General features: G+C 58.3%; 21 protein-coding genes. 10 read left to right on the top strand and 11 right to left on the bottom strand.

From position 1 onward, the window contains the following. Nucleotides 1-18 precede the first annotated feature (18 nt). From AC3B5A_RS00070 to fmt, 7 genes are all read left to right on the top strand, one after another. Nucleotides 19-828 (top strand): ABC transporter ATP-binding protein, encoded by an 810-nt coding sequence (locus AC3B5A_RS00070; protein WP_489798459.1) that lies wholly within the window; start codon nt 19-21, stop codon nt 826-828. 199 nt (nt 829-1027) lie between these two features. Then, nucleotides 1028-3052, top strand: a complete 2025-nt coding sequence (locus tag AC3B5A_RS00075; protein ID WP_489797886.1) for a RecQ family ATP-dependent DNA helicase — start codon at nt 1028-1030, stop codon at nt 3050-3052. Nucleotides 3053-3219: 167 nt separating this feature from the next. Beyond that, a complete protein-coding gene (gene rpoZ, locus AC3B5A_RS00080; RefSeq protein WP_489797888.1) occupies nt 3220-3510 on the top strand; it encodes a DNA-directed RNA polymerase subunit omega in 291 nt (96 codons plus the stop codon). A gap of 232 nt (nt 3511-3742) precedes the next feature. Further along, a complete protein-coding gene (gene metK / locus AC3B5A_RS00085) occupies nt 3743-4966 on the top strand; it encodes a methionine adenosyltransferase (RefSeq protein WP_489760678.1) in 1224 nt (407 codons plus the stop codon). 118 nt (nt 4967-5084) lie between these two features. Then, complete coding sequence (locus AC3B5A_RS00090) at nt 5085-6389, top strand: class I SAM-dependent methyltransferase (protein WP_489797890.1); 1305 nt, start codon at nt 5085-5087, stop codon at nt 6387-6389. 149 nt (nt 6390-6538) lie between these two features. Next, complete coding sequence (locus AC3B5A_RS00095; RefSeq protein WP_489760676.1) at nt 6539-8995, top strand: primosomal protein N'; 2457 nt, start codon at nt 6539-6541, stop codon at nt 8993-8995. Between the two features lie 144 nt (nt 8996-9139). Beyond that, nucleotides 9140-10120 (top strand): methionyl-tRNA formyltransferase, encoded by a 981-nt coding sequence (fmt, locus tag AC3B5A_RS00100; RefSeq protein WP_489797892.1) that lies wholly within the window; start codon nt 9140-9142, stop codon nt 10118-10120. Between the two features lie 133 nt (nt 10121-10253). Here the strand turns inward: fmt and AC3B5A_RS00105 are convergent, their stop codons facing one another. The 11 genes from AC3B5A_RS00105 to AC3B5A_RS00155 all read right to left on the bottom strand — a co-directional run bounded on the left by AC3B5A_RS00105 (nt 10254) and on the right by AC3B5A_RS00155 (nt 21905). Further along, nucleotides 10254-11096: an inositol monophosphatase family protein gene (locus tag AC3B5A_RS00105; RefSeq protein WP_489797894.1), complete on the bottom strand. Its 843-nt coding sequence runs from the start codon at nt 11094-11096 to the stop codon at nt 10254-10256. Nucleotides 11097-11267: 171 nt separating this feature from the next. Continuing rightward, nucleotides 11268-11552: an HU family DNA-binding protein gene (locus AC3B5A_RS00110; RefSeq protein ID WP_489760673.1), complete on the bottom strand. Its 285-nt coding sequence runs from the start codon at nt 11550-11552 to the stop codon at nt 11268-11270. A 152-nt stretch (nt 11553-11704) separates the two neighbouring features. Further along, a complete protein-coding gene (locus AC3B5A_RS00115) occupies nt 11705-14152 on the bottom strand; it encodes a lysylphosphatidylglycerol synthase transmembrane domain-containing protein (RefSeq protein WP_489797896.1) in 2448 nt (815 codons plus the stop codon). Further along, on the bottom strand, nt 14149-15594 hold the full coding sequence (gene purB / locus AC3B5A_RS00120; protein ID WP_489797897.1) for an adenylosuccinate lyase: 1446 nt from the start codon (nt 15592-15594) through the stop codon (nt 14149-14151). The genes AC3B5A_RS00115 and purB overlap by 4 nt, the downstream gene beginning before the upstream one ends. A gap of 107 nt (nt 15595-15701) precedes the next feature. Then, nucleotides 15702-16307: a DUF6466 family protein gene (locus AC3B5A_RS00125; protein WP_489797899.1), complete on the bottom strand. Its 606-nt coding sequence runs from the start codon at nt 16305-16307 to the stop codon at nt 15702-15704. Beyond that, on the bottom strand, nt 16304-17341 hold the full coding sequence (locus AC3B5A_RS00130; RefSeq protein WP_489798460.1) for a vWA domain-containing protein: 1038 nt from the start codon (nt 17339-17341) through the stop codon (nt 16304-16306). Before AC3B5A_RS00130 ends, AC3B5A_RS00125 begins: the two co-directional genes overlap by 4 nt. 25 nt (nt 17342-17366) lie before the next feature. After that, complete coding sequence (locus tag AC3B5A_RS00135) at nt 17367-18449, bottom strand: vWA domain-containing protein (protein ID WP_489798462.1); 1083 nt, start codon at nt 18447-18449, stop codon at nt 17367-17369. 26 nt (nt 18450-18475) lie between these two features. Continuing rightward, nucleotides 18476-19057: a hypothetical protein gene (locus AC3B5A_RS00140; RefSeq protein WP_489797901.1), complete on the bottom strand. Its 582-nt coding sequence runs from the start codon at nt 19055-19057 to the stop codon at nt 18476-18478. After that, a complete protein-coding gene (locus tag AC3B5A_RS00145; RefSeq protein WP_489797903.1) occupies nt 19054-20016 on the bottom strand; it encodes a DUF58 domain-containing protein in 963 nt (320 codons plus the stop codon). The genes AC3B5A_RS00140 and AC3B5A_RS00145 overlap by 4 nt, the downstream gene beginning before the upstream one ends. Before the next feature lie 5 nt (nt 20017-20021). Beyond that, nucleotides 20022-21104: an AAA family ATPase gene (locus tag AC3B5A_RS00150; protein WP_489797904.1), complete on the bottom strand. Its 1083-nt coding sequence runs from the start codon at nt 21102-21104 to the stop codon at nt 20022-20024. Between the two features lie 66 nt (nt 21105-21170). Further along, nucleotides 21171-21905 (bottom strand): uracil-DNA glycosylase, encoded by a 735-nt coding sequence (locus AC3B5A_RS00155; RefSeq protein ID WP_489797905.1) that lies wholly within the window; start codon nt 21903-21905, stop codon nt 21171-21173. Between the two features lie 136 nt (nt 21906-22041). On the opposite strand from AC3B5A_RS00155, the gene AC3B5A_RS00160 reads away from it, so the two are divergent. The 3 genes from AC3B5A_RS00160 to groL all read left to right on the top strand — a co-directional run bounded on the left by AC3B5A_RS00160 (nt 22042) and on the right by groL (nt 25334). Then, nucleotides 22042-22707, top strand: coding sequence for a LytR C-terminal domain-containing protein (locus AC3B5A_RS00160; RefSeq protein ID WP_489797907.1), 666 nt, complete (start codon nt 22042-22044; stop codon nt 22705-22707). A 315-nt stretch (nt 22708-23022) separates the two neighbouring features. Next, nucleotides 23023-23313 carry a cold-shock protein gene (locus AC3B5A_RS00165; RefSeq protein WP_489797908.1) on the top strand — a complete coding sequence of 97 codons (291 nt, stop codon included), beginning with the start codon at nt 23023-23025 and terminating at the stop codon, nt 23311-23313. A 392-nt stretch (nt 23314-23705) separates the two neighbouring features. Continuing rightward, nucleotides 23706-25334 (top strand): chaperonin GroEL, encoded by a 1629-nt coding sequence (gene groL, locus AC3B5A_RS00170; RefSeq protein WP_489797910.1) that lies wholly within the window; start codon nt 23706-23708, stop codon nt 25332-25334. The last annotated feature ends 188 nt before the right edge of the window (nt 25335-25522 follow it).

The raw sequence follows: 25522 nt of genomic DNA on the forward strand, positions 1-25522 counted from the left end.
ACGAATGAAACAGGGCAGATGCTGCTGATCGGGGATCGTATCACGAGAACGTTCGGCCGCGGACGGCACCAAGTTGAGGCTTTGCACGAGGTCGATGTGGCGGTCAGCCGCGGCGAATGTTTAGCGATTATTGGCGGGTCAGGGTCAGGTAAATCCACCCTCGGTCGCATCCTGCTGGGGTTGGACGCCCCGAGCGATGGGCATGTGACGTTCGACGGACAACCGGTGGAAGGACGCCGCTCTGCCGGGTACCAAGCGCTGCGACGGTACAGCGGGTTGGTGTTTCAAAACCCGTTTTCCTCGCTGGATCCGCGCTGGACGGTGGCTCGGAGTGTGGCCGAACCGCTACATGATGCCGGAGGCAAGGCGCGGGGGAGTGCAGCAGATCACGAGACCTTTGGGGAGATGAGCACTTCTCCGAGCGAATGGAGAGAGGAACAGGTTCATCGTGCGTTGACCATGGTGGGCTTGGATCCGCAAGAGTTCATGAACCGTTATCCCTCAGACATGTCTGGTGGGCAGGCGCAACGTGTCGCCATTGCTCGCGCGGTGGTGAACCAGCCGAGGCTGCTAGTTGCTGACGAGCCGATGAGTGCGATTGACGTGGCTGCCCGCGTGCAGATTCTGGACGCGTTCGCTGCCATTCGTGCCGAGCGCCCGCAGATGGCGATGATCATGATTTCCCATGACTTGGGCGTGGTACAGCATATCGCCGACCGCATTATGGTGCTACATGATGGGCGTGTGGAAGAGCAGGGCAACGCTCGGCAGGTGCTTGAACAGCCGCGGTCTCAATACACACGTGCGCTGATTGCCGCTGTTTCATAATGTGAGGTTGTCGTTGTGCGTAATAGGAGCAAGCTTTACGTCCCTACTGAATGATTTGCAGCGGCGCTGTGAAACTGCGAAAACGGCTTGATATAGCCATTTTGAAGTTCGTCAGTGCGTACGCTTTGCCTTCAGCAGGGACGATTCCTTATTAGAGCGTATCTCCCACCTCTTCAACAGGGCGCTTTAGAATGGTCACATGACAGACATACGACAGGGCACTGCGCTCGCCGCGCTTAAGCAATACTTTGGCTACGACTCGTTCAGACAAGGCCAGGAAGCGTTGGTTGAAGCGATATTAGCCGGTCGCGATGTGCTTGGTGTCATGCCGACTGGTGCAGGCAAATCCATCTGCTACCAAGTGCCGGCCACGCTGTTGGACGGCTTGACTATTGTCATTTCCCCGCTCATATCTTTGATGCGCGACCAAGTCGATGCGCTTGGGGATGCAGGCATTCCTGCGGCGTTCATCAACACCACACAGACTGCAGACGAGCAGAGCATGGTGTTCGCGCAGGCAATGCGCGGTGATGTTCGTATGCTCTATGTGGCGCCGGAACGTCTGGAGACTGAACGGTTCCGGGACTTCGCTGCGCGTGTGTCGATTTCGCTCATCACCGTAGATGAGGCGCATTGTGTATCCCAGTGGGGGCAGGATTTCCGCTCATCCTACCTCGGCATTGGCGAGTTCATCGCCTCGCTGCCCACCAGACCTACGGTGGCGGCCTTCACCGCTACAGCGACAGAGCGCGTGCGCCGGGACATCGTAGCGTTGTTGGGATTGAACGAACCCGAAGTCACGGTCACTGGCTTTGACCGGCCGAACCTGTACTTCGACATCATGAACATGCCTACCAAGCGCAAGAATCAGTGGATAGCAAGCTATGCGGCGAATCATGCCGATGAATCCGGCATCATTTACTGTGCCACACGCAAGGAGACCGAACAGCTTGCCGCTGATTTGAACGATCAAGGCCTTCGCGCAGCTGCGTACCATGGCGGTATGGCGGCAGATGCTCGGGAACGTGCTCAACGTGATTTCGTTACCGATCGCGTGCCGGTGGTGGTGGCTACCAACGCATTCGGCATGGGTATTGATAAATCCAATGTGCGGTACGTGATTCACCACAATATGCCGGAAAGCATCGAGGCCTACTATCAGGAGGCAGGTCGCGCCGGTCGCGATGGCGAGCCGAGCCGGTGCACGCTGCTGTGGAATGAGTCGGACATCGTTACCCGCCGACGGTTGATGGATATGGATTCGAACAACGAGCGGCTCAGTGCACAGGAACAGGAGGTGGTGCGTGCCAGCCATCGTCGTCTGCTCAATGCCATGATTGGTTACTGCCGTACCACGACGTGCCTGCATCGATACATGACTTCCTATTTCGCTGATCCAAACGGTGCTGATACAAGTGGCACCGATTCAAACGGCACTGATGCGGGCGCCGGCGGGCCGACCAGCACCGAGACGGCTGACATTGAGGCACACGACGCTGTTCTTCACTCGCCAACGAGTGAAGAGCAGGAAGCTGTCAAGTGCGGCAACTGCGCCAACTGTGAAAGCGAGTTCGCCACCATAGATGTGAGCGACACGGCCCGCGCTATCAGCCGCTGTGTGCATGACCTAGGGCAGCGGTTCGGCTCGGGCAAGATAGTGGCGGTGCTGCGCGGTTCGCGCGCTCAGGACTTGGTGCAACGCGGGCTTGACAAGGTGCCGAGTTTCGGTATGTTGTCTGCGGTACCGGATGCGCGAGTCAAGGACGTGCTTAACCAGATGGCTACCGACGGGTTCCTCACCATTTCCGAAGGGCGTCTGCCTCTGGTCATGTTCGGCCCGCGCGCGGCAGAAACCACTAAGCCGGAATTTCACTATGAGATCAAGCGTGTGGAACGCAAGGGGAGCGCGTCTGCAAGCGCGGCATTCGGTTCGTACACCGATGATGGCGATCGTGACGCTGTTTCTCGAAATGCGCTGTCTGCGGATCAGGCGCTCAGCGAGGACGAGGAGGCTTTGTTCCAACGGTTGCGTGCTCTGCGCCTCGACATCGCCCGTGAGATTGGCAAACCGCCGTATATCGTCTTTTCCGACAAGACGCTGCGCGACATGGCTCATATCAAACCGGTGACGTCCGCGCAGTTCTTGGCAGTCAATGGAGTGGGTGAGAACAAGCTCAACTTGTACGGTGAACGTTTCATGGATGCTGTGCGCTCGTTCGAGTAAATTACGAGACGCTGGTTGTGCTCGCGGATGTGTGGCTGACAGACAGTGCTGGTTATGCAAGTTCCGCACGCGTCGGTGTGCTCTGGGCGATGTTATCGTGCCCGAGCGCTAGAGTGGAGGCCTCGAAGGCTATATATAGCAGTTTCACGATGTGGGGAGTTTTACCTATGGCATTTGGCACCGATCCTACGCCGAACGGACTTGTGGATCCGACGATTGACCAGTTGCAGGAGCATGTGGACGGCAACAAGTACTCGCTTTCCATCTTCGCGGCCAAGCGTGCACGTCAGATCAACTCGTACTTCACTCAGCTCAATGAAGGTCTGCTGCAGAACGTCGGCCCGCTGGTGGAGTACCAGAACCAAGAGAAGCCGTTGTCCATTGCGTTCCGCGAGATCAACGACGGTCTGCTTGAAGAGACTCTGGCAGAAGACGACTTGAATGAAGGCAGCCGCTAGTCGCTGCAGACCGGAGATGCCTGCGGTGTCTCCTGCTGTGTTGGGTGGACTACACCCCGGCATCGAGCCCCGCCATGCGCGGGGCTTTGTCGTATCTGCGAGACGAACGCAGGCATTGCTGAACGGCTTGAACAGAAAGGCGATAGGGGGCTGGGCGTAGCATTGCTGCAACGTATGTATACACGTCGGCCGCAGCGCAAGCCACGGCCGGCATGGAAGAAAGAAGTGAATAATGACAGCAGAACGCCGCCTCATCTCCGCGGAATCCGTGACCGAAGGCCATCCGGATAAAATCTGCGACCAGATATCAGATGCCATCCTTGACGACATGCTGGCCCAGGACCCCCACTCACACGTCGCTGTAGAGACATCGGCCGCCGTCGGACAGTTCTTCGTGTTTGGCGAAGTGAACAGCAAAGGCTATTCGGATGTGCAGCACATCGTGCGCAACGTGGTGAAGAACATCGGGTACACCAGCTCCGAAGTCGGGCTTGATGCCGATTCATGCGGCGTTCTGGTTTCCATCACCGGGCAAAGCAGCGAGATCAATCAGGGTGTGGCACGGCTTGATGAGGAGCAGGAGTCTGCAGCATCGCGAGAAGAGCGGTACGAAGCACAGGGAGCCGGAGACCAAGGCATCATGTTCGGCTACGCGTGTGATGAGACCGAGACGCTCATGCCGTTGCCCATCTATCTGGCGCACCGCTTGTCGCAACGCCTCACCCAGGTGCGTAAGGAAGGCATCGTCCCCAATCTTCGCCCCGATGGCAAAACCCAGGTTACCATCGAATATGATGAGCAGGGCAAGCCCGAACGCGTCGACACGGTGCTCATCTCCACCCAGCATGATCCGCAGGCCACGCACGAATGGTTGGAATCTCAACTGCGTGAGCATGTCATCGTTCCTGTACTTGCCGAAGTGTGCGGCGACAACATCGTCCATGACGACTTTCGTATGCTGGTCAATCCCACCGGCTCGTTCGTGCTCGGCGGCCCGGCGGCGGACTCGGGGCTGACCGGTCGCAAGATCATCGTCGATACCTATGGTGGTGCGGCGCATCACGGCGGTGGCGCCTTCTCCGGCAAGGACCCCAGCAAGGTGGATCGTAGCGCGGCGTATGCCACACGTTGGGTCGCCAAGAACATCGTGGCTGCAGGTCTGGCGCACAAGGTCGAGATTCAGGTGGCGTATGCCATTGGTGTGGCACAGCCGGTGAGCATCAATGTCAACACGTTCGGCACCGCCATCGGCGGCGTGAGCGATGAACGGATTCAAGCTGCGGTGCGTCAGGTATTCGACCTGCGTCCTGCTGCCATCATCGATGAGCTCGACCTGCTGCGCCCCATCTACCTCAAAACCGCGGCATATGGTCACTTCGGCCGTGTGGATGCCGACTTCAGCTGGGAGAAGACCAATAAGGTCGATGAGCTGAAAAAAGCCATCTCGGAAAGCTGAATTTCCTTGGGAGAGTAGGGATGCACCACTAGGCAGCGGTGAATGCGCCACCTCATGAAGTGTCGAAACAGGGCAATACAGTGAATACTGTTTGGGAATTTTGATATGGAGGTGGCGCATGGCCGCTATGAGCGTGTCGGACATCATGAGTTTGTTCCTCGTCGACACAGGAAGAATCAACATTTCAGCGTTTGACGGGTCGTCATTCGGCCCGCAGGACGCTCCGCTGCACATTGACGTCAACAATTCGCGTGCCGTGTATTACATGGTGGATCATCCCAACGATCTGGGACTCGCGCGCGCGTATCTGCAGGGCGATATCAGCTCTCCGGAGCTGGTGCCGGGAGACCCGTACGAGGTGTTCAAGCAGCTGGTGGCTCTCAAGTCCGATGTGAAGAAGCCGAATCCCGCCGACCTGGCACGTGTCGTCGCCAGCGTCTACTCGCACGGCATCCATCACCCCGAGGCTCCGGCCATCGAAGGGCCAAGCCGCTGGAAGCGTAGGGCTGCCGGACTCATGCCGCACACGGAAAAGGGTGATTCCGCTACCGTGAGCTACCACTACGACCAGTCCAACGAGTTCTATCGCCTCTTCCTCGGCCCTTCCATGACCTACACATGCGCCGTGTTCGAGTCTCCTGAGGACTCCCTTGAGGAAGCGGAAACACGCAAGCTCGATCTGGTGCTCGATAAGCTTGACCTCAAACCCGGCGACCGTTTGCTCGACATTGGATGCGGTTGGGGTTCCATGGCTATTCGTGCCGCCAAACGCGGCATTCGTGTGCTGGGTGTTACCTTGGCTGGAGAACAGGTCAAATGGGCGCAGGAATGGATTAAGCGTGAGGGGTTGGAAGATCTCGCCGAGGTGCGTCAGATGGACTATCGTGACGTGCCGGAAGGTGATTTCGATGGCATTTGCTCTCTGGGCATGATGGAACATGTGGGCTTTAAGAACTATCCGGGCTACTTCCAGGAGATTTTCGACAAGCTCAAGCCCGGCGGACGTCTGCTCAACCATCAGATCACCCGTGTCAACTCGATGACCGGCAAGTCCGCAGGCGAGTTCATCGATCGCTACATCTTCCCGGACGGGCAGCTTGCCAGCCCCGGTGAGATTGAGACCGTGATCCACGACACCGGCTTCGAAGTGGTGGATCAGGAGAATCTGCGTCAGCATTACGCGCTCACCCTGCACCGTTGGAATGAAAACCTGGTGGCTGGCTGGGATCGTGCCGTGGAGCTGATGGGCGAGCCCAAGGCCCGCCTGTGGGGGCTGTACATGGCCGGATGCGCGCTGAACTTCGAACTGAACAACATTCAGATTCACCAGTTCCTATGCGTGCGCCCCGGAGGAGAGGCCATGACATCCACATATCCGCTGCGTCCGTGGTGGGTCAAGGATGCTCGCATCAAGTCCGAGTAAATAGGAGCCCATGCGTGGCAACGCCGCACATGGCGTGAGATGCACATACCTGACGTGGTAATCCCTTCGACGGGATGAAAGGCATGTGCTGATGGCGACGGTGTCAGACATCGTCGCCATCATTGGTATTGAGCGTAAAGGCGGTGAGTATGGCACAGGAGGCTGAGCAACTGGCACTGGCGGGGCTGGCTCCGCGCAAACGTCGCAAGCGTGCGCCGAAGGAACGTCATCCGGCTGGTCGCTATCCTGTGGCGCAGGTGGTGCTCGATGTTCAGGCTGCCCATCTGGGACGTACTTTTGACTACCTCATCGACGAGAAGCTCGACGAAGACGCCCAGCCTGGTGTCATGGTGCGGGTGCGCTTCGGCGGGCAGAAGCTCAACGGCATCATCTGGTCGCGCACCGCCACCAGCGACGCACCTGCGTCTTCGCTGCGCTACCTTGAACGTGTACTGAGCGGAGGCGTGCTGGTCGGCGATTCCATGCGCCGGGATATCGAACTGATCGCTCAGGCCTATGGAGGCACACTGGCCAACATTGTCCGTCTGGCGGTGCCTGCAAGAGTGGCGAAGGTGGACGAAGAGCAGCGCCTGGCCTTGGCAATCGGTAGGCAGTCCGTCACTGCGTGCGTCGAACAATCACCTCAAGACCATGAAACCAGCTCGCTTTCCGGTGCGCAACATACCGGTGAAGCACTGGGGGCGCGACAGGCGTTTGGCGGTGCCGGTACTTCACCTCGTCTCAATGAGGTGTTGATTGACCAAGAACTGAACCGATTGCAAGGCTGCTTTGACCATACGACCGCACTCCGAGATGCACTCGGCGAGCATGGATTTTCCCCATTTGTGGTAGATGCCATGCCGGGGGCGGGCCAGTGGGCTCGGGACTTGGCATGGATGACGGCGCGGTCGCTGCTGTCGGGGCGCGGCGCCGTGCTGGTTATGCCGTCCATGCGTGAAGTCAACGATATGATGCAAGCGTTGAGCGCCTACGGTCTTACCGCTTTCAGACGTACTCAAGCCGGTCATGGCGGTTTCACCGGTGATGTGGCATGCCTGAGTGCCTCCATGCCGCAGGCCGAGCGATATCGTTCGTATGTGGCGGTGGCGAATGGTCAAGTGCGCTGCGTGGTCGGTACCAGAGCCGCCATGTACGCGCCGATGGAAGGCGAAGCGCTGTTCGCCATCGTTGAGGATAGCGCCTACCAGTATGCCGACGGTATGATGCCATACGCATCTGCGCGCGGTGTGTTGCGACTGCGTGCCAAGGCGCATGCCGGTACGCTGGTGGTGATGGCACAGGCACGCAGTCCCATCAGCCAGTGGGAAAGCGGGGAGACCGGCATCGCACCGGATGCCGAGCAGGAGTATGAACGGTCGGATATGCCGCGTGTTGAAGTGGCAGATGAAGGCCGGGATGCCGGGGATAAAGCCGAACCGAAGCTGCAGTTGCCTCAGGTGTGTGAGACGCAGATCAGCGGGCGGAGCGTGGCGTTGCACCCGCTGCCGGCTGCGTTGAAAGAGGCAACCCCATGGACTCGGTGGTTCAACCGTGATGAGTTGAGCCGGTTGGCTGATTCGACCGTTGGTGCGCGTGTGCCACACAGCGCGGTGCGCATCTTGAGCGAGGCCTTGGAACGAGGGCCGGTATTGTTCTCCATTCCGCAGGACGGTATTGCACAAGCGCTCAGTTGCTCGCATTGCCACCGGCAGGCGCGTTGCCGCAAGTGCACCGGCCCGTTGCGTCTGGTGCATGGTGAAGCACCGCGTTGTGGCTGGTGCGGAGCCATGGCTTCTGATTGGTCTTGCCCGGCTTGCCATCAGACACGTATGCGATCGGTGCGTGTGGGAGCGGCTGGCACCGCTGAGGAATTGAGCCAGTTGTTCCATGGGGTTTCCATGGTGTTGTCCAGTCCGCATCAGGCGCAAGGTGTGGTTGCCCGGGTCCCTGACCGGCCACTGCTCGTCATTGCCACGCCCGGTGCTGAACCGCGGGTGGAATCCGACCGGAACCATCCTGACCGGCCCGGTTCCTATCAAGCAGTGGCTATTTTGGACGCATGGACGAGTCTGTACGCTCCCGGAATCGACGCAAGGCAAGACGCGTTGAGCGCATGGATGCGTGCCGTGGCGATGTGTGCCCCTCGAGCGCAAGGAGGACAAGCGCTTATCCTAGGTGAAAGTGATCCGGCCATTGCCATGTCGCTGGTACTGTGGGATTCTCGCGTACTCGCTTCACGGGAGGTCAAGGAGCGTGCCGAGACCGGCTTCCCGCCAGTGGTGAGTGCTGCCACGGTCTGGGGCAAGCGGGATGCCGTAATGCGGATGCTGCGGGACATCGGTGCGTTGGGTGGAGATTTTTCCGAAGTGCCGGTAGGGGGTGAAACGTTCCCTTCGGTACTGGGGCCGGTGCCGATTGCACAGCCACGTACCATGGACGCACGCGAGTTGGAGGCCACTCGCGACCGTGTCAAAGCCGTAGTGAGGGTACCCTTGGCGAGACGCGGTGAACTGGCACAGCGGTTGCACACGGCTTCGGCTCGGCACGTGGCGAGTCGTGAACCGGGAGAGTTGCGCTTCCAACTGGATCCCAAGGATCTGACCTAACGCAGTACAGGCATGAAGCGAGAATGCGGTGGAGGTTTCTGGTGTATTGGTTGATGTCCGTCCAACAGTGGGATGGGCTGGAATACAATGGCGGCAGACTGTTACGAGTCGGTTGGTGTGCCGACGGAAAATGAAGGGACTGAAATGTTGAAAGTATTGTTTGCAGGCACTCCTCAAGCGGCAGTGCCTACGTTGCGGTCGTTGTCGCAAGACACGGAGCACTTTGAGGTGGTGGCGGTGTTGACGCGTCCGGATGCGGTGCGTGGGCGCGGCCGGAAACTTACTCCCAGTCCTGTTAAAGAGGCTGCGCTTGAGCTTGGTATTCCCGTATTGGACAGCGATCCCAAGGATTCGGGGTTCGTCGAGCAGATTCAGTCCACCGGTGCCCAGGCAGGTGCCATTGTGGCTTATGGGAAAATACTGCGTAAACCGGTGCTTGAGGCTTTGCCATTGGGCTGGTACAACCTGCATTTTTCCCTGCTGCCACAGTGGAGGGGTGCGGCTCCTGTGCAGCGTGCCATCTGGGCTGGAGAAACGGTTACGGGAGCGACGGTGTTCCGTCTCACCGAAGGCATGGATACCGGTCCCATCCTGGCGCAGTCCACGCTTGGCATCGGCGCTCATAGCACTTCGGGTGATGTGCTGACGAGCCTGTCTCAAGACGGTTCCCGGTTGATGACCGCTGCACTGCAGGCTATGGCCAGCGGGGAGATTCTGCCTCAGGAACAGCCCGGGGGATCCTACGAAGTGGCTAGGAAGATCACCACGGAAGACGCGCATATTCGTTTCGACGTTCCGGCATTCGCCGCAGATCGTCAGATTCGTGCATGCACACCTGATCCGGGTGCATGGTGCCGTCTGCACGTCGATGGCAGTGGGGCCGGAAAGGATACTGAGGATGCCGTGCTGATGCATGTGCTCAAGGCGCGCGTGGCCGAGGAAGATTGTGGTGCACCTGTCGGTCTTTTGCCGGGCGTGCTTGCCGTGAACAAGAAACATGTATGGGTAGGTACGCGCTCGCAGGCACTGGAGCTTGAAGAGGTTACCGTACAGGGCAAAAAGTCCATGAAAGCCGCCGACTGGGCACGTGGCGCACACTTGGGGTCAGGTGCGTTCCTCGATTAACAGAAGAATGTGCCGCATGTTGGTGCCTGGCCTCAATGTGAGGCACCAACCACGTAATGCGAGGCGTCAACCGGGTTCGAGTTGGCGCCTCTCGACTTGATGCGGCATTCAAGCCCCGGTTTTGGGCTTCGGATCAGTCGTCCAGATCCTCAAAATAGGGGCTGAGCTCGTCGATGATAAGCCCATTTGAGGCCACGATGTCGTTTTCGCCACGCCAGTGTATGGTGTCCGAGCACCACTGGCTTACCTTGCCTTTGGCTTGCCGCACCACCACGGTGCCTGCGGAGACAGCGGGAATGTCCCATGGGTGTAGGTGTGGTTCGAAGTAGGCGTCGTAGGTACCGTCGGCCACTCGGCACAAATCCAGCGAGACCGGGCCGACTCGTTTCACATCGGCCGGTTTGCCGGCGATGCGGCCGAGCACTCGGAATGCTCTGCCGGATTCCTCAGGTATGTAGGGCATACCGAAACTGACGATGGATCCGTCGAGATGTGCCACAGTAGACGGCATGATGCGTTCGTGTCTGTCTCCGGCTGGGGTGCGTCGAATGCGTATGGCTCCCTCTCCCTCGGCTGCCAGGTAGGTGACGCCCAGCGCCGGTGCGTGCACGACGCCCAGAATGGGGTGGGCGTGGGTTGCGGTCACGAATTCGAACAAAGATACGGTGATGGTCCATTCAGGCATGTTGCGGGTGAAGTTGCTGGTGCCGTCAACATTGCCCACACACCAGAACCGGTCGCCAGGTTTGCCGTGCTCTGGGCGGTCTCTCCACATGCCTTGACCCGGCGCAAGATAGGTAAGCCGGTTTTCGATGAAGCTGACGAGCTTCTTGTCGATGACCGATTCCAAGCGCGTTTTGGTAGCTGGAATCGGGGAGAGAATAAGGTCATGCGGATTGGTCTGGCTTTGGAATGCATGCCGTCCGGCATCCTGCACAATACTGGCCACTTCGAGGGCTAGCTCTCTCAAATTCATCTGACGGGCCTTTCTGCGGTAACGGTTCTAAGAGCGATTATAGGTGTTCTGGCTTGTGCCTTTTCCATGAGCTGACACAATGTGAGCCACACAGACGTATGGGCCTACAAACAAAGAAGTCCCTGACCGTGAGAGCGGGCAGAGACTTGCGATGCGTGGAGCGTCAATGACTCACTTGGAGGATACGGCCTTCTTGAGGAGCGATCCGGCGGAGATACGAACGCCGTAGGATGCCGGAATCTTGATGGTCTCGCCAGTGCGGGGGTTGCGGCCGGTACGTGCGGCGCGCTTCACACGCTCGGCAGAGAAGAGACCGGTCAGTCGCAGGCCTTCACCGGACTGCATGGCTTCCACGAACACATCCTGGAAAGCGTTGACGGCCGCCTCGGCCTGAGCCTTGGTGAGGTTGGACTTCTGCGCGATCTTCGAGACGAGGTCTGACTTGTTGTATGCCATAGAAATGCGATCCTTTGATTACTCGGGGCCTCCGCTCTAACGTGCGAAAACCTTGGTCACCCTTGAGTTTAGCGCATGACCCGGGCAAAAACGGCGACATGTCAGGGTTTTTCGGTCTTTTTTCCTAGAAAATTGCCTTTTTTGCGGCATTATTAGATTAAATTGTTTCTGTTTAACCATTTAAGCGCCAGAGCGCCGATGGGAATGCGCAGCCAATAGAACCCGACGCGGTACACCAATGTGGAGGAAAGCGCCACTGCGGCAGGAACCCCTATAGAAGTAAACGCAAAGGTGAGCGCCGCCTCAATGGCTCCCAGACCTCCCGGGGTGGGCATGGCCGAGCCGAGAGTATTGGCCAGCAGGAATACAAACGTGGTCTCGATGGGGTTCGAATGGTATCCGAATGCCATAAGCGCCGCCCAGAAGCCCAAGCCGGTAGCGGCGTTGAGCAGTACGGCTCCCAGCACGCTCCACGCGAGCTTGCGAGGTTGCGAGAGCACGTCTACCAGTTGGCGGGCGTACGATTTGAGCATCGGGATGTACTTGGTGATGATCAGGCGGCGCACCGGAGCAATCGCCATTGCCGCGCACAACACAAGCACAATGATGCCGATGACCACCACCAGCGTGTTGGTGGGAACGCCGCCGGAAAACATGTTGCGACCGGTGAACAGGCCCATGAAGAGCAGCAGAATGATCGTTGTGGCTCCCTGCACCACCCAGGTCACGCTCATGATGGCCGTTGCCGCAGTATTGGTATATCCGCTCTTGCGCAAATACTGGAGGTTGACGAACGCAGGCCCCACCCCGGCGGGCATGGTTACGGCAGTGAAGCCGGATGCGGCCTGTGAGCAGAAGAGCGAGAAAGGACTGCGTCGATTCCTGTCCATGAACGCACCGAGCGTGAGGCCGGATGCGGCCCATGCGAGCATGGAGCAGCCCAGGCATATCAGAGCCCACCATATGTTCGCATGGGTGACCGCAGCAATCACCTCGTCGGGTTTGAGCTGAGTGAAAATGACTGCCACCGCAATGATGAGCAACGTGATGGATAGGAATGATTTCACATTGAATCGAGCCAGAGTGACGGGTTCTGCCGGGGCTTCATCGCCACTGGGCGCCAGTGCGGTGAGACGTTCTCTCATTTGGGAGACAAGCTGCTTGTCCCAGCCGGGCAGAGTTCGTGTCTGTGCTGGAATGATGACCTTTTGTACAAACGGAGTGAGTGCCAGGAGCGTCTTGTCGCCCCACACGCGCCGGGCCACGTCGATGGCGGTCTCTTCTCCTAAAAGCGTGGCACACAGCACCAGCAGCTGCACTTTATCCACGGCCACATTGGTGCTGGAACTGGCGCAGTCGCCGTTCTGCCATCCCGCAATGATATGCGTGCCGTCGTCGAGACATGCCAAGGTATCCGGCGTGATGCGGCGATGTGTGTAGCCGCGGTCGTTGGCTCGGCTGAGATAACGCATGAAGTCGGCGGCGGCATCCTCACTCATATGAGCGAGGTCAATCGGTCGGGGAGTGCCGTCTTGGCGGAACACCAATACCGATGACTCTTCTCCTTCCACGACTCCGTAGGCATCGGGCACGGCAAGGCCGCAGTTGCGCAGCCCTAGAACCATGGAGAGATGGTGATGGGTGGCGTCGTTGGCCGAACGGTCGAGACGCATGGTCACGCCGCTGAAACGCAGCACCTGCAGCAGCTGGTTCCAGTAGCCGGTATTGTGCGGCTGCGCGTCCAATACCGAGATGATGTAATGCACACCCGCCCGGTCGGTGGCATCGTAGATACGTGAATTCTCGGTCAGATCATCGTCGAGCGCCGTCTGTAGCACACCGGTCTCATTGTTCGTGCCTTGCCGGCGGTGCAATGAAATCAAATCCAGCCCGATGCCTTGCACCGCCTGCACAATCTGTTGTCCCCACAGTCCTTTGCTGTAGGTGCCCATCGTAAAGCGCAGCACCATGCCGATGATGCGCCCCACCGTGAAGGATATGATGACCCCGATTACCGAATGCCAAGAGACGATGACCAAGATGACAGCCACTACGTAGAGTAGGTTCCAGCTCCACTTCACACTGGAACGCACGCGTCTAGGGCCTGCCACCGTCAGAAACGCGCCGATGCCGGCGTAGATGTCGGGCAGTACGCTTGAGCCGGATCCCTCGCCGGGCGAGGTAACCGCTGCCAACAACGCAGGCTGGCCAAATTTGGTGAACAGCAGCGAGAGCGCCAATACCGTCGCATAGCCGCAGAACAGTGAGATGACGGCTACCGCCGATTGCATCCACTCACGATTGACCAGCAGATGGATGAGTACGCCGATGACGATGACGAACGATGCCATCTGCTGCAATACCGAGGATGGTACATCCATGATCCAGTCAATGGCGGCTCCGGCCGACCTGGCATCCACTTCTACTCCGCGGGTGATGCCGCGCATGTACAGCGCTACGAAAATCACCACCAGAGCGATGATAAACGATGCTGCAGCGTGCATCAGATCATTGAAATTATGGGTGCGCTCCGGGGCGGTATCGTCGATTTCCACTGCATGAACGTCGGTATCGCCGGTATATTCGCTACGATTCTTCATCGCTGATCGATGTCCACCAATGCTGAGGCAAGACCGGTGTACTGCTGCGGAGTGAGTGCCTTGAGACGGGCGGCGCTGGCCTCGTCGAAGTCAAGGGAATCGATGAACTCCTCCACGTCATCGCGACCGATTTCGTGGCCGCGCATGAGCTCCTTGACCTTTTCATAAGGGTGATCCATCCCAGGCCTGCCGGCGAGTTCCTGCGCACGCATCGCCGTCTGAATGGGTTCTCCCAGCACTTCCCAGTTTCCGTCAAGCTCGCGGTCCATGGCTTCGGTGTTGGGACGTACGGAAGCCAAGCCTGCGTCCAGATTGTCCAAAGCCAGCAGCGAGTAGCCCAGTGCAGCTCCGATGTTGCGCTGGGTGGTGGAATCGGTCAGGTCGCGTTGCCAGCGGCTTTCCACCAAGGTGGAGGCCAGCGTGTCGAGCAGGGAACAGGAAAGCTCGAAGTTGGCTTCAGCGTTTTCGAAGCGAATCGGATTGACTTTGTGCGGCATGGTGGACGATCCTGTGGCACCGGCGACCGGTACCTGAGCGAACACGCCTCGGGAGATATACATCCACATATCCACTGCTAGATTGTGGCACACGCGGTTGGCGTGACTGATGGTGCCGTACAGTTCCGCCTGCCAGTCATGGCTTTCGATCTGTGTGGTGAGCGGGTTGAAGCTCAGCCCCATACGCCTTTCCACGAACTCGCGGGATACGGCTATCCAGTCGGTATCAGGGCATGCGGTCATATGCGCTCCGTATGTGCCGGTCGCCCCGTTGAACTTGCCGAGGTACTCCTGACGCTCCACATGCCGCAGTTGTCTGCGCAGACGGTGGGAGAATACCGCCAGTTCCTTGCCGAGTGTGGTGGGGGTGGCTGGTTGTCCGTGGGTCAGGGCGAGCATGGGAATATCTCGGTACTCACGAGCCTGGGCATCAAGACGGTCAATGAGACGGGTGGCGGCGGGCAGCCACACGTGTTCCATGGCGTGCTTGACGCAACGGGCTTGCGCGCAGTTGTTGATGTCTTCTGACGTGCAGGCAAAATGCACTAAGGTCTTGAGACGGGGCAGCTGTGTATCTTCCCCCAATTCGTCTTCTGCGGCGTCCAGGCATTCGTCGATATAGTATTCCACAGCCTTCACGTCATGGTGTGTCTGCGATTCGAGCTGAGCGTGGCGGGCTATGCCCTCCTCATCGAAGCCATCCGCGATGCCGCGCAGGTAGCGTATCTCTGCATCGTTCAGCGGCTGTACGCCTGGGACGAGCTGTCGGTGGCCATTGTCTGCATACCCGTTGGCCAGGAGTATCATCCATTCCGTTTCAACGACGATGCGCTCTCGGTTGAGCGCAGGTTCACTGAGGTATTCGACCAGGGGAAGGGTCTGCCTGCGGTAGCGACCATCCAGCGAAGTCAAAGGAATCGAGGGGGAGATTTCGGTCAACTGCATGCTCTAAGGGTAGCGCCAGCCGTGAACGGCTGGCCTGAAACAGAATGTCCGTGTGCCCTAGGTAGGACAACACGGACATTCTGCTTCACAGGAGGTTCACCGGCACCTCACCATGGCTTGGTGTTTTGATCGCGCTTGGCATGGTTGCTGCCGTTGTTGTTGCTTCCGCTGGCAGGCTGATTCGCGGAAAGCAGCTCTTCGACCTGCGCTCGCTGGTCGTCGTTTAACGACCCTTTGCCGTCTTTCCCCCCGTTTGCGGACGCAGGGTCGGAAGCATTCTTCTCCGCCTCGCGTTTCGCCACGCGAATCTTGTGCTTGGTGGAGGAGGTGAGTGAGTGTGAAATCTGCGTATTCGATTCGACGCTCTGCCTGATTTGCGGGAGTAACAGTGGATTGAATTGCGAGGCGTCGCTGAACTGTTCGTCGGTCTGCTGCTGCTGCACGGCGAGCTTGTTGAGGTCGACGGTGTCGCTTTTCGAGAGTTTCAGATTGCGATTAAGGCTTTCGGTAGCCTGGTTGTAGGTGCCGATGGCTGAGAGATTGACAGCTATCACGCCGGCACCGCACAAGGCCAGCACCGCAACTGCGACCAGTGCGATGCGTGCCCATAACGGCGTGCGGGTTTCGGCTGTTTTTGAGTCGCTGCCCGAGGTTTCCCCCTCTGCTGGCCTTGTGGCGGCGGGGGAGATATTGCGTTCTGCATCTGCACTCATATGAGCCTCCTGGAGGTCGAAAGCCACACACCCATCTCGTAGGCGAGCAGTAGGGCGAACGCAATGGCGAACGGCCAGACCACAGGGTTGAGACGTTCGTGCTTGGTAGCCCCCTCGGTGATGTTCCAGTCGTCCGACCGTTCCACAGTGTCGGAAGCGTCGAGTTTGTGGTTCTTGTCCAAGAAAACGGTGTCGCCGCTCATTTCATCGGCTATGGCACTGAGCTCTTTGGCATCCATTTTTGAGACGCCGGGCTGACCGGTGCTTGGGTCGGTGACCCAGCTGCCGGTGCTCACGTCGGTTCCTGAACCGGTGGGATCGGCGGTGATGGTGGGAATATTGCCACCTTGCTTGGAGCCGACTCCGATGGTGAATGAGTTATCAAGATACTGCCGCAGAGCGGAGAAAGACCTGCGGTTCTTCGATGAGGTATGCTCGCCGTCGGTGATGAGGTAGAGCACGATGGTGTCATGCTGGTGACTGGAACGTATGGACTTCAATGTCAGCAACAGCGGATCGAGTACGGTATCGAGAGTTGAACCTGCCGACTGGTCGGTGGCTTCGGCTCGCAGACCGTCAGCCCAGTTGCTGATTGCTTCGGTATCGGGGGTCAGCGGGACGTCAGTTGCGGCCTTCGCTCCGAAGTGCAGGGCAGTGAAGTTCGAATTCGGGTACAACTGCGTCAGGTCGTTCACGGCGTCCTGAGCAGCGGCGAGTCGGCTGATGGTGTCTGCCGAACCATAGTGGGCGTCGTCTACCGCCATGGAACCGGTCACGTCGGTGGCGATGACCACGTCGGTGGCGTTCACTGCTCGGGCGCGGGTGAATTCCGTCATGCTCGGGGTAAGCGCCATAACGGCCACCAGTACGCACATCAGTACGCGGCGTATGGTCGATCCCCGTGTCACGTCGCTGCTGCCGTCCTGCCCACGGCGGTACAGCACTACCGTCGAAACTGCCATGGCAATCATGACTACGGCGATGATGATGCCTACGGGCCATCCCAATGCCGGAGCGAGCGTGACCTGGGCCATGATGGTGGCTTTCTGTCCGTTCATCTCAACGCCTCAACTTCCAGGTCAACGCCAGCCAGGCACACAGTAGAACCGCTAGGGCAAACGTCCACCAGCCGGGTGTATCCACCATCAGTGCCTTGAGTTCCCGCTTCTGTGTTTTGTTCTTGCGCTTCTCGATGCTCTGCACCAGGTTTTGAATGGCTTTTGCGTCGCTGCCGTCGTCGGAGTAGGTGCCGCCATGGGCTTCGATGGACTGACGCATGTCATTCGCGTTTTTGCCGTCCTTTTCGCTCTGCGGGCCGGAGTAGAGTCCGTCCACGCTGATGCCTGCCTGAGAGGTGAGTTTAAGCGCGGCATCGAGCGTGTAGGTTGATTTACCTGACGCGTTGTCCGTCGCAAGCACGATGGAGGCGGGACGGGGAGCAGGCGCGTTCTTGTCCGTTCGGCTGGTGCCGTAGGTGAATCCGGGCAGCATGGCGGCACAGCTCACCAAGCCGTCACCGATCAACGAGGTCATGTCCTTGCGGTTTTGTGTGCCCTCGATCAGATCGGAGAACTGCTGGGTGGTATGTGCATCCATTTTGTCGATCTTGTCTTGCGAGGACACCTTTCCCAAGATATCCGCCGCGGACTTAAGCTGCGATGAAGCCAGTTCGTAGTCGTCGGTCAGGGGGAAGAGCGATCGGGATGTGGAGTTGAACAGGCTCAGTCCGATGCGCTCACCTTTGAAATTGTTGATAAGTTTGAGGTACTGGCCAAGTACCTCATGGTCGTAGGCCAGCATGGAGGGGGAGACGTCGAGACAGAGCACGATATCGCGACTGCTGGCTCGTTCATCTTCCTCTCTGACCTGGGAGGGGCGAGCTACCAGGGTGACGGCCAGTGCCATGGCCATTGCCATGATTCCTACGGCCACACGGTTGAGTATCTCCCACTGATGGAGCATATGCGAGGTGTATTCGGTGTTGAAATCCTGATCGAGATTGAAGATCAGCGCTTCGTTGCCTTTTGGCTGGTGCGGTGCCGCGTCACGTTTGCGCTGCACGATTTTCCATCCGATGAGGCACACCGCGCATACGGCGAGGCCAACGATCCAGGCCCAAGGCCAGTGCCAGGAGATCATCATGGACGCCGGCATGTTCACGGTTCGTGTCATGAGCGCCACCTTTCCACCAAGTTGGACACCCACTTGGCCGCTTGCTCCACACTGGCTCCTTGTGAGGGGTCGTTGCTGGAAGCGTGCGCGAATTCAGGTGGGTACAATGCGTTGATGGTTTGCTTGAACAGGTTCATGCCGTGTCCGATTTCGCCTCCCGCAGGTTCTCGGTCAATGTCTCTCAATGTGCTTGAAGTCAGATCTCTGCCAGTGGTCGCCGACGCGAATTGGCGTGCGATGAGTGCAAGTTCCTGCACGGCGTCCTGACGGGACAATTTTTTCGCATCGTAGCGTTGCACCACATCTTCAATGCGCTTATGCCACGATCGTTTGTCGGTGGGACGGGGGAGTTCCGGCTCTCTCGGCTGTGGTGTGGACTGTTCGATGGGGGCTTCCGTCTTGCGCATGGAGAGCCATACCACCGCGGTGATGGCTATTGCCGCGATGACCAACAGCGCTATCAAGGCCACGATGAGCACGGTTGGCGTCGATATGGGGTCTTGAGGTTTGGGCATGGTCTTGGCGGCTTCGACCGAGTTTGACCATACCGACGTGAAATGTGCGGGTGTTACCGTCATCGAATGCCTCCCATCGTAGTCGCAGACGGTGCCGCGAGCGGGGAAGGGGAACCCTGTTCAAGCGTTTGCGAAGCCAGGGCGACGAACGAGTCGAACATGTCCTGTGACCCGGAAGCCTGCAGCAGCGAGGCTTGGCAGGTGCGCAGCTCTTGTTCGAGTGTTTCCCGTTGATGTCTGCGCTGCTCGTCCGTCTGCCGAGCCGCGGTGGCATCTCGCATGAACGCGGGTATGCGGCGGCGCGACTCGCCTTCTCGAATGCGTACGTCATCGCCTAAAGCATGTGGTGCGAAGGGATTGAGCATGGAGATATTGACCAGCACGAAGGGGTGACGGGTGGCGATGCGGTGGATGGCGTCAAGATGACTCTCGTCGAGTGACCGTTCGTCGGTGGCGAGCACGATCATCGACCCGTCATCCACGCTGCGGCTGGCATAGTCCAGCAGTGCGGCAAGGTTGCCTTTGGCTTGCCAGTCGCGGTTAAGCCCCTGGTCTATGGTGCGCTCAAACTGCGCCAGACCGCCTTTGCACGGGATGCGGGTGATGGTGCTGTTATTGGCCAGCACCAGTGAGATGTCGTCATGGCGGCGGGAGCTGAGAGCTGCGTACATGCACAGGGCGTTTGCCGCTACGGCCCAAGCAGGTTCCCCTGAAGGACACGTTCCGGCCATCTGCTTGCCGGTATCGAGCATGAGCCAGATGCGCGTGGTCACCAGTCGCTCGCGGTCCGTGACCATAGGGCGGCCTGCGCGTGCGCTGAGCTTCCAGTTGATGAGTCTGGCCTCGTCCTCGTCGGTGTATTCCCTGGTGCCGATGAGGTCTCCCACGCCGTTGCGCTGCATGGAGGCATGCTCACCTTCCAGTACGCCCAAAGCTCTGCGCACGGTAGGCAGATTCAGCGTACTTGCCATGCTCTCGATTTTGCGGCGCACGTTGGCGCTCTGGGTGGCTGCTGACGACATGATGCTCATGGAACGGGTACCGTTTCGACGATGGAGTCGATGATCTGGTCGGCGTTGATGCCTTGTGCCTGGGCTTCGAAGGTGAGGATGATGCGGTGCCGCAGCACTTCATGTGCAAACGCCTTGATGTCTTCTGGCACTACATAGTCACGCCCGGCCAGCAATGCCGTAGCCTGACCGATGCGAACCAGAGCGATGGAAGCACGTGGGCTGGCACCGAGACGGACCAAGGAGGCAAGCTGCTGGAGCGGGTGGGTGCCGGCGCCTCGTGAGGTAGATGCCAGATCGACCGCGTAGGCCATGATGGCATCCGAGACATGCACTTGACGTGCGGCGGCGCGCAGGAAGAGGATATCCTTGCTGCCGAGGGCCTCCTGCCCCATCTGCGAAGGGTCGAGCGAGTCGGATCCGCGCTTGGTGAGCATATTGAGCATCTGCTGCTCCTGCTCGGCGGTGGGGTAGGACATGACCGACTTCATCATGAAGCGGTCCATCTGGGCTTCAGGCAGTGCATACGTGCCTTCTTCCTCGATGGGGTTCTGTGTGGCGATCACCATGAAGGGGTTGGGCAGGGCGATGCGCTGCCCGCCGATGGTGGTGGCTCCCTCAGCCATGGCTTCAAGCATGGCCGACTGTGTTTTGGCATTGGAACGATTGATCTCGTCCAGCAGCACGAAATTGGCGTGAATCGGGCCAATCTGCGTGTTGAAGCGCTGCTTGGAGAAGTCGAACACCTGGGTGCCCACCAAGTCGGAGGGCATCAGGTCGGGGGTGCACTGGATGCGCTTGAACGTTCCTGAAGTCGAGGTGGCCAAAATCTGCGCTGCAGTGGTCTTGGCCAGCCCGGGTACCGACTCAATCAGCATGTGGCCGCCAGCCACCAGTGTGGTGATCATGGCTTCTCGCAGGTCGTCCTGGCCGACGAGTGAATGTGTGAATCTGGCACGCAGGCGGTTCGCCAAGGCTTTGGCTCTGTTCACATCGGCCGGGGAGAGACTTGACGTGCTTGCGGCGGGTGCTTCGCCGGTAGGAGTGGTAGGCGTCGGATTATGCGCAGGCGACTGCGGACGCGGTGGGAATAATGCCATGGGCTTCGCTCGATTCTTTCTTCCGGGTTGATTCCAGATTGTGCGGTGTGGCCACTTATCGATGGCTCAGATTGTAGCGAGAGGTTGAGATGAGGAGGAGGGCAGACTCCAGTCGACAGGGGTCGCTCCCGCGGACTGCAGTGCGGCGTTCGCGCGTGAGAACGGCTTCGAACCAAAGAAGCCCCGCGAGGCGGAAAGCGGGCTTGGATGGGGGGATTTGATGATGAACGCATTGGTGAGTTTTGGCTCTAAGCTTTGCGCGTTACGCCCCCAGAGAATGGCCACAAGCGGTTTGGGAGAGCCGTTTTCATCTCTGCGCGCATTCAAGGCGTCGATGGCGGCTTCGGTGATGCTCTCCCAACCTTTTCCCTGATGGCTGTTCGGTCGTCCTGCCTGTACTGTCAAGCAGCGGTTCAGCAGCATCACACCTTGGCTGCACCATGGTGTCAGGTCTCCGTTTGATGGAATGGGCACCCCCAAGTCGTCGTGCAGTTCCTTATAGATGTTGATGAGGCTTTTGGGGACGGGCTGCACCTCGGGGGCGGTGCAGAAGCTCAAACCGACGGGATGACCTGGAGTGGGGTATGGGTCCTGCCCGACGATGAGCACCTTGATGCTGTCGAAGGGTATGGTGAACGCCCGTAGAATATTGTGACTTGCAGGCAAATATCTGCGGCCTGCGGCAAGTTCGGCTCTCAGGAAGTCTCCCATGCGGTGAATGTCCGGTTCGACCGGAGCCAAAGCCTGCGCCCAGCCCGACTCGACGAGATCCGACAGTGGTTTGATATGCGCTTGAGTCATACTGCCACTGTAGGTTCCGGTGCCTATCTTGCTTTTTTGCAGTCGGTCAGGGAAGAGTTTTCGTGTTGCATGCCAAATGAATTTGGCTGCGCTGGACGGTACACTTGGGAGAGATAATAGGTAGGAAAGGGCGACTATGGCACGCGAGCGCAACGATACAGACGAGTCGTACGGCGAGGATATCTTCGATCATCCACCAGTGGGTCCTGTGGGGGCTCATCAGGGTGCGGCCTCATTCTGGGCGCGTACCATGCCCTATGTGATTGTCATCATTGTGGCTGCCGCTGCGGGCTTGTTAGTCTGGGGCATGCTGTCAGGTGAGCTTTCGCGCATCCATCTGCCGTGGAGTTCCGATACTGCGTCACAGACTACGGATTCTGACAAGCAGAAGGACTCTGATTCCGCTGACTCGTCCAAGGACGACGGTCAGTCGGATTCGGACAAGGACAAGAAGTCCGACGCGGACGATGTGCAGAAGGACTCTGATAAGAAGGAAGGGGAGAAGCCTGCGCAGAATCAGCCTGCACCGGCTGCTGCGAACAAGCAGACCTCCATCAAGGTCGCCAATGGCACGCAGATTGCCGGTCATGCGGCAGCCAAGCAGCAGATGCTTCAGCAGGCCGGCTATGCCAATGCGACTGCGGGCAATATTGCGGGTCAGGCTCCCAGCGCCACAGTCGTGTGGTATCAGAACGAAGCCGACAAGGCGACTGCGGAAGATGTGGCGAAGGTTTTGGGTATCGCTGCTGTTGAGCAGCAGACGGCGATCTCGGTTCCTGTCGAGGTGGTGTTGATGAACTAAGCCGCGATGGTTTGGGCCCGGATCGTTGCGATGGTGTCGCAACGATCCGGGCTTTTCTGTATTCTGCATGAGCCGTATTAATATACAGACGATAATGTTTGAAGTGTCTGGATTGGGTGGTTGTTTACTGGTGAAACGTCTACGTGTTATTGTGTAATTTCGCTCATGTTGTCGCTTTGCATTAATCCGGGCGTGTTGTGACAATAACCTATGCAAAAAGCATGTATACTCAATCTCTAAGCCGTGCTGGTGGAGGTGTAAGTTTGCACTCCGCTGCTACAGTCCGCGGCTCGATTGAAGAGAGTGGTTTACATTATGGCAATAGGTACCGTGAAGTTTTTCAATTCAGGTAAGGGATACGGCTTCATCAGCCCTGATGATGGTGGTGAGGATGTTTTCGTTCACTACTCGGTTATTCAGAGCGATGGGTTCAAGAAGCTTGAAGATGGGGACAAGGTCGAATTTGAATTCGAGCAAGGTCAGAAAGGGTTGCAGGCCACGTCGGCCATCAAGATCGGCAGCGGCGACAGAAACGGTTATTCCTCTCGCCAGAGGAGAAGAAGCCGGTATGACCGGTATGACGACGATATGAACGCTGATTACTGATTGATGCTGCTGCATTTTTATCAGCGAGGTTTCATCGGGCAGTGTAGATGGGGCCTCGTTTTTTGTTGTGAGATTGAATTGTTGTGCGATGTGGCATGAGATAGGCTGTGTGGCTGGGTGAAGCGCGGGTGTGCTGTAACGGATTGCAGAAGGCGCTGAAGCGACGTCTTGACTTGTTTTGTGATGGTGTTCCGGTTTGCGGTGGCTGGGATGAGGTTTATGTTTCATGCCTTCAGCGCAATTGCGAACACAGTTGGCACTCGCAATGGCAGAGTGCTAAGATTGCCTGTTAGCACTCGGGGTGCGAGAGTGATAATCGGCAGCTGACGGTCGAGAGTCGCTTAAGCCTTGGGTGGATCGACAATAGCCGTGAACCTTATGTGGAGGAATAAATGGCAAAGATGATTGCATATGACGAGGAAGCTCGTCAGGGAATGCTGGCTGGTCTTGACGAGCTGGCCAACACCGTTAAGGTGACGCTGGGACCCAAGGGGCGCAACGTTGTGCTCGATAAGTCCTATGGTGCCCCCACCATCACGAATGACGGTGTATCCATCGCCAAGGAAATCGAACTTGAGGATCCATACGCTCGCATCGGTGCCGAGCTGGTCAAGGAAGTTGCCAAGAAGACCGATGACGTTGCCGGCGACGGCACGACCACGGCGACCGTCTTGGCTCAGTCCTTGGTGCACGAAGGGCTGAAGAACGTAGTGGCTGGCTCTAATCCGATTGCGCTGCGTCGTGGCATTGAGAAGGCTTCTGAGGCCATCGTCAAGGAGCTCATGGCCGTAGCCAAGGATGTGGAAACCAAGGATCAGATTGCCGCCACCGCCACCATTTCTGCTGCCGATCCTGAGATTGGCGACAAGATCGCCGAAGCTCTTGACAAGGTTGGCCAGGATGGTGTTGTCACCGTCGAGGACAACAACCGTTTCGGTCTCGATCTTGACTTCACCGAGGGCATGCGTTTCGACAAGGGCTACATTTCCCCGTACTTCGTCACCAACAACGACGAGCAGACTGCTGTGCTGGACGACCCCTACATCCTGCTGACCAGCGGCAAGATCTCCAGTCAGGAAGACATCGTCCACGTGGCTGAACTGGTCATGAAGTCCGGCAAGCCGCTGCTCATCATTGCTGAGGATGTGGACGGCGAGGCTCTGCCGACGCTGATTCTTAACAAGATCCGTGGTACGTTCAATTCCTGTGCAGTCAAGGCTCCGGGATTTGGTGACCGCCGCAAGGCCATGCTGCAGGATATTGCGGTACTTACCGGTGCTCAGGTCGTATCTGACGATCTGGGGCTCAAGCTCAACTCCATCGACATGTCCGTGCTGGGACATGCTGCGAAGATCATCGTCTCCAAGGAAGAGACCACCATCGTTTCCGGTGGCGGTTCCAAGGATGATGTCGATGCTCGCGTTGCTCAGATTCGCGCCGAAATCGACAACACCGATTCCGACTATGACCGCGAGAAGCTGCAGGAGCGTCTGGCTAAGCTCGCCGGCGGCGTAGCCGTTATCAAGGTGGGTGCTGCTACCGAAGTTGAGGCCAAGGAGCGCAAGCACCGTATCGAGGATGCTGTGCGCAACGCCAAGGCTGCCATCGAAGAGGGTCTGCTGCCTGGTGGTGGTGTCGCCCTGGTGCAGGCTGCCAAGAAGGCCGAAGGTTCCGAGGCAGTCAAGAGTCTGTCTGATGAAGAGGCCACGGGTGCGGCGATTGTGTTCCGCGCAGTCGAGGCTCCTATCAAGCAGATTGCCGAGAATTCTGGCGTATCCGGTGACGTGGTGTTCAATACTGTACGAGAGCTGCCGGAAGGCCAAGGCTTCAATGCAGCGACGAATTCATACGAGGACTTGCTTGAGGCCGGTGTCGCTGACCCGCTCAAGGTAACTCGTTCCGCTCTGCAAAACGCAGCCTCCATCGCTGGCCTGTTCTTGACCACCGAAGCTGTGGTCGCCAACAAGCCTGAGCCGCCGGCACCGGCTGCTGCTCAGGGACAGGCTGACATGGGCTACTGAGTTGATTGACGGCGAGCAACGGTAATTGCTGGTGTTTGCCGATGGTCACTGCATCAGGCATTCGTGCCTGTATGCCAATGAAAATGCGCGGACTCGTTTTGAATGAGGCCGCGCATCTTTGTTAGATACCCGTCTTTGTTAGATACCCGTGCATGCTGTTACACAGCCGGCTTGATTTCGTGATATCT

This window comes from Bifidobacterium sp. ESL1133 (genome assembly GCF_058107325.1).